This window comes from Rhizobium sp. KNZ2-6A, assembly GCF_056755475.1.
In genome coordinates this window covers 1-4,123 of sequence record NZ_JBNDIC010000107.1, presented here as the reverse complement: position 1 = coordinate 4,123, position 4,123 = coordinate 1, and the positions used below count along the sequence as shown (strand labels likewise).

The window sequence follows — 4,123 nt, the reverse complement described above, 5'->3', positions numbered from 1 at the left end:
AGCCGCCTGTCACGCTGAGCGTGCCGGCGACGAGCAATGGTCCCGCGACTATACCGCCGCGACCGCCATTGGCGGCGTTGATCGTCAGATCGCCAGCCAGGCCGATGACGATCGCGCCTGTCGGGGATCGCGCCGTCGCACCGAAATCGACACCGGTCACAACCTGGCCGGTCGAGACGGCGCCGCCTGAGAGCGTGACGTCGTTGGCCCCGAGGATCTGGCCGGTTGCGATCAGGCTGTTGCCACTCGAAAGCGAGATATCGCTATGACCCGTCACATTGCCAAGACTGAGATCCACAGCCGTGGCTGTGATTGCCCCGGCCGCGAGCAAGGCCGTGGCCGTCAGATGGCCGGACGCATGCAGTGTCAGGTCACCAGCCGTGCCAACTGCGATATCTCCGCCATTGGCTTGCGTCGCGGCGAAATCGAGACCACTGACGACCTGGTTGGCGGAGACCGTGCCGCCGGAGAGCGAAACCTTACCAGCACCGAGAACCTGACCTGTGGCTGTCAGGCTGGAGCTGCCGGACAGCGTGATGGCCTGGTGGCCGGTGACATTGCCGACAGTCAGATCGGCGGATGTGGCGGAAATCGTTCCGACCGCAAGCAACGTTTTGGCTGAAAGGTTGCCCGAGGCCGCCAACGTCGTGTTGCCGGCGCTGCCAAGAACGAGATTGCCGCCGTTCGCAGCCGTTTGTACGAAATCGACCCCGGAGGCGATGGCCTCAACAGAGATCGCGGAGCCCGAGATCAGAATGTTGCCCGCTGCGAGAACCTGTCCTTGTACGTCAATGCGGCCGCTTGGGGTCGTCGTGCCCGTGGTTGCATTGACCGTGAGCAGCCCATGTGAGGTGAGGCCGCTCGCGGTCAGCGACGCCGCGGCGACCGTCAGATCGCTTGTGGACCGAAGGCTGCCCACGGTCATATTGCCGGTGGCCGTCGCGTTCAGCGCTCCGGCGGAAAGCAAATTGCCCGTCGCGATATTGCCGCCTGTCGCCGCCAGTCTGAGATCACCTGCCGAGCCAAGTACGACATTGCCATTCGGATCGGCGCTGGTCGCGGCAATATTAATTCCCGAGACGACCATGCCGGCAGAGACCGATCGGCCGCTGGCGCTGACATTGCCCTGCGCCTGCACATTGCCGGCAACAGCAATATCGAGGCCGGCGTTTAGCGAGATGGCCTGGTTGCTCTGCAACGAATTGGCCGCGATCGTGCCGGCCGTCGCCGCCAGGTCGAGACTGCCAGTGCTGATGGCGGCGCCGGCGATCGCGATATCGCCCGAGGTTGCGACAAGTGTCGCTGCGCCGTTGTTTGCCGTAATGCTGCCGGCGGCAATGCCACCGCCCGAACTCATCTGCACGTTCGCGCCGCTGTTGACGTCACCCACGACACTGAGCAGGCCGGTTCCGGTTGTAAGCACGATATCGCTGTCGGCGGCGACCGACTGCAGGGTGATGCCCTCAGCGCGACCACTCGCGGTCGCCGCGCCGTCGGCCTGAACCTTGACCTTCTGTTTCGATGTGACCTTGGCGGCCGTCACCTTCTGTTTCGAGGTGATGGTGACGCCATCGCGTGCGGAAGCATTGCCGATCGAGATCTTGCCATCGGCCGATAGCGAGAGCTCGCCGGCGTTGGCGGCCATGTCGCCGCTCATCTTGACGCCGGCGCCCTTCTCGGTGACGACGACCTTGATGCGATCGGCCTGCATGGCGCCGAGCGCCGTGCCGTCGATGGCGTATTCCGGCGTGCCCGACGTCGCCGTCAACGCCGTCGCCTCGCCAGTGGCATAATCATATTTGCTGGCGCCGCCCGTCAGCCGGATGGTCTTGCCATGGACGGGCGCATTCACATGGATCTGGCGAGAGACGACGTCGAAAAGATCGACCGAGCCGGGAGCAGCCGCGAAGTTACCTCCTGCCCCTTCGAAGGTGACATCGCCGCCATTGACGGTGAAACCAGTGAGACGGCCATCCGATCCGATATCGGGAACACCCGTGGTCAGAGTGGCGCGTGGCGTGTTGATAAAACCGCAGCCCGCGCATGTGATTCCGCGAGGATTGGCGATGATGACGTCGGCCCTGCCGCCAAAGACTTCGGTCGGGCCATTGAGCGCCGACCGGTTCCCACCGGTCACCTCGTTGAGAATGACGGAGGCCGGACCAGATGTCCTCAGGTTCGGGTTGCCAGGTGTGGCTCCACCCAGGTTCGAAGTGCCGACCTCTCCCTTGAAGTTGTTGAGAATGAGGCCCTGCGTGCCGACATTGTACTGGTCGTACTTGTTATGTGACAGGCCGCTGGCGTTCGGCGTGACGATATCGACGAGTGGAATGTTCTTCTCGTTCGCCGCAACTCCCACACCCGGCCGGTTGGCCCCTGGCGCCGATCCCGCGGCCGAGACAGCCCCAGTGGCTGATTGCGCATTGGCCAGCATCGGCTGGAGGACGAGAAGACCGCTCAGAAGCGCCGCGGCCCATTGGCGCAAATGCGTCCCGAGCGATGACCCGGTGGGTCTTGCGAACCTCGCAGGTCCGAGCGCCTTCCCGCTATCTCTCATTCCCAGCCCACCCTGTTGCCGGCCCCGTCACGCCGGTCTCGCACGCTCATCCCTGACCGTCATCGCCGCAACCAGCATCTGATAGTAGTGGGCCTAAAAGATCGCCCGCCGGCGCCAGCCTCGATATCCTGCCGCAGCCGGCGCACCGGACCTGGCGCTTGCCCTTCGCGTGATGTTTGAGCGTCCCGAACCCGTACGCCGACAGCTGACCGGCCGCGCCGCACTTCGGGCAGGCGATGCCGTCATAGGAAAGCCGCAGACCGAGCTTGATCCGAGCGCTGAGATCGCCAGATGGATCCCGCTCCAACAGCCAGTCCGAGAACCAGCGCACCCAGCGCGCAAGCATGGCATCGCTGACGCGGATAAGCCTGGCCGCCTCGGCGATCGTCATCTGCTGCGAAAGCAGATGCACGAACAGTTCCAGGCTGTCGCGTTTCCGGAACCCATGCATCGGGGTGCCGGTCCGGCGGTTGAACCCGCGTCCGCATGTCTTGCAGGTGAAGTAGGGCGTGCCCCCCGGCGGCAATCCCCTGTAGCGCAGCACCGTATGGACACTGCCGCAATGGGCGCAGGCCGGCGGCTCGACGCTCGTCGACCACGCCTCCTCGATCTCTGAAAGCAGGAACCGGCTCAGCACCTTGTCGGCCTTGCCCAACGGACGCGGCGGACGGATCTGGCCGTTCTGCCAGATCACCGGCTCCATCGGATCGAGTCTGGCTGTCTTGGGGGCGGAACGTTCACCGCGAGTGGAACGTCCACTGCAAGTGGAATGTCCACTGGGGGTCGAGGGGGGATTGCGAGCGGTCATGGATATCGTCCGGGCGCTATCAGTGGTCTCGTGCGGGGGCTTTTTTGTTGGATCGCTGTCTGTGCTCCATCATCAGCCATGTTACGCCGGCCAGCCGCGTGGCGAACCATCTCGTGTTCTCATGCCCCGGCTTCGGATACATGGAATGAGCGACCCACCGCCGCGAAAGCGGATTGCCGTCGATCTTTCTCAACGTGCCGATGCGAACGCCTTCAAAATAAATCTCGTTCATCCTGTCTTCCCATTGCCCGCGCGCCCGGCCAGGACAAGACCGGACCGGGCGCAGGCTGGCGTCAACCTCATGCCTTCCTTCCTGAATCAGGTCTTCCTGAAGATGCTCTCGCCCTGTCTCCGGCCTCGTCACGCCCGTCCCGCACGCTGATCCCTGCCCGTCATCGCCGCAACCAGCATCTGATAGTAGTTGGTCGAGATCGCCACGAAGCTGCCAGGCCTGTATCGGCAGGGTGGAAATAACCGGCGCATGATCACCACCTCACTGATGTACTGACAAACAAGAGCCCGGCGTCGCGCCTGCTGACCGTGCCGCCAAGCACATCCGAATAACCCATATCGAAATTGACATTGCCGCCGGCGAGCTTGGCGCCGACCGTCCAGCCAAGCATGTCGCCACCCTCGATGCGGTAGCGCGCTTGGCGTGCGATCCGCCCATAATCGAGGCCCACATAGGGCCGGAACTCGCCGAAGATCTTGGCGAGGTCGGCATTGTCGGCGAACGGCTGCGTGCGCCAGACGAGATC

At 63.9% G+C, this 4,123-nt stretch carries 4 protein-coding genes and 1 pseudogene; all 5 read right to left on the bottom strand.

Annotated elements, in window-relative coordinates; genetic code table 11:
• Positions 1–2,557 (bottom strand): two-partner secretion domain-containing protein (locus tag ACPYOP_RS32510; protein ID WP_481414314.1); only part of this gene is annotated, 2,557 nt, incomplete at its 3' end.
• Between the two features lie 46 nt (positions 2,558–2,603).
• Positions 2,604–3,260, bottom strand: a complete 657-nt coding sequence (locus ACPYOP_RS32505) for a DUF746 domain-containing protein (RefSeq protein ID WP_481414313.1) — start codon at positions 3,258–3,260, stop codon at positions 2,604–2,606.
• Positions 3,261–3,384: 124 nt separating this feature from the next.
• Positions 3,385–3,597 carry a hypothetical protein gene (locus ACPYOP_RS32500; RefSeq protein ID WP_481414312.1) on the bottom strand — a complete coding sequence of 71 codons (213 nt, stop codon included), beginning with the start codon at positions 3,595–3,597 and terminating at the stop codon, positions 3,385–3,387.
• Positions 3,598–3,725: 128 nt separating this feature from the next.
• Entirely contained in the window at positions 3,726–3,848 is a 123-nt protein-coding gene (locus tag ACPYOP_RS32495) for a hypothetical protein (protein ID WP_481414311.1), read from the bottom strand.
• Positions 3,849–3,850: 2 nt separating this feature from the next.
• Positions 3,851–4,123, bottom strand: a pseudogene (locus ACPYOP_RS32490) (ShlB/FhaC/HecB family hemolysin secretion/activation protein); the annotation flags it as partial.